This is a genomic window from Pararoseomonas baculiformis (assembly GCF_017813395.1).
Lineage (GTDB): Bacteria > Pseudomonadota > Alphaproteobacteria > Acetobacterales > Acetobacteraceae > Roseomonas > Roseomonas baculiformis.
In genome coordinates, this window is record NZ_JAGIZB010000108.1 from 1 (window position 1) to 1,078 (window position 1,078).

The following is a 1,078-nucleotide window of genomic DNA, read 5'->3' on the forward strand; positions in this document are numbered from 1 at the left end:
GCGGACACCCATCAGGGCCAGCGGCCGTCGTGCCGCGCTGAAGGCCGGACACACGACTGCAAGCGACTACCGCTGCTTGATTGCCATGATTCTTCTTGCAAGACAGGGGGCCATCCACACACGGATACGTTGGCGTAGACTGATCAGACCGGGTCGTGAAAACTCCTTGCGGACGGGGCGGGTCATACGTTGATTTTGCGTATCCGGCGGCACTCCTGGGCATAGCAGCCGTTGCCATCCGTAAAGTGTCCGTTTACACGCCGTTTCATGAGCCGCGAGCCGCCCAAGATGCGCAGCCCGGCTGCTCCACTCCACCCGGGCCTGCTGCTCCGTGACCACATCCTGCCTGCACTGGGGATCACGGTGAGCCAGGCAGCCCTGGACCTCGCCACCACGCGGCAGACCCTGCACCGCATCCTCGCCGGACGGAGTGCCATCACCCCGGACATGGCAGTGCGGCTGGAACGCTTCTGTGGCATCCCCGCCGGTTTCTGGCTGGGGCGGCAGCAGGACCATGATCTGTCACTGGCTCAGGCGGCGCTTCCAGCCAGATTGACCAGACTTCCTCAACACCCACTCCCCGATGCCGTCCTGGATCAGATCGGAGCACCCCATGACTGACAGTCCCGATGCTCTGGGCAAGGCTCGGACCGGAGTTGCCGGACTCGACGATGTCCTGGTTGGCGGGCTAGCGACCGGTCACGTCTTCTTGCTCGAGGGGAGCCCCGGCACGGGAAAGACAACGATCGCGCTCAGCTTCTTGCTTGAAGGCGCAAGCCTCGGCGAGCAGGGCCTCTACATTACCCTTTCAGAGACAGAGCGGGAGCTGCGTGACGGGGCGCGTTCGCATGGCTGGACCATTCCGGACAACGTCGAAATTTTCGAACTGGTACCACCGGAGAGCCTGCTCGATGCTGCGCAGCAGCAGAGCCTGCTGTACTCCTCCGACCTGGAGCTGGGCGAGGCGACCCGGCAGATCTTTGAGAATTTCGAGCGCACAAAGCCGGTTCGCGTCGTCCTGGACAGCCTGTCCGAGATCCGCCTGCTGGCCCAGAGTTCGCTGCGCTATCGGCGCCAG

Annotated in this window: 2 protein-coding genes; both read left to right on the forward strand. The window is 63.7% G+C overall.

What is annotated here, in order from left to right; genetic code table 11:
• Positions 1-267: 267 nt before the first annotated feature.
• On the forward strand, positions 268-621 hold the full coding sequence (locus tag J8J14_RS24790; RefSeq protein ID WP_245216152.1) for a HigA family addiction module antitoxin: 354 nt from the start codon (positions 268-270) through the stop codon (positions 619-621).
• Positions 614-1,078 (forward strand): ATPase domain-containing protein (locus tag J8J14_RS24795; protein ID WP_209382209.1); only part of this gene is annotated, 465 nt, incomplete at its 3' end. The genes J8J14_RS24790 and J8J14_RS24795, both read left to right, overlap by 8 nt.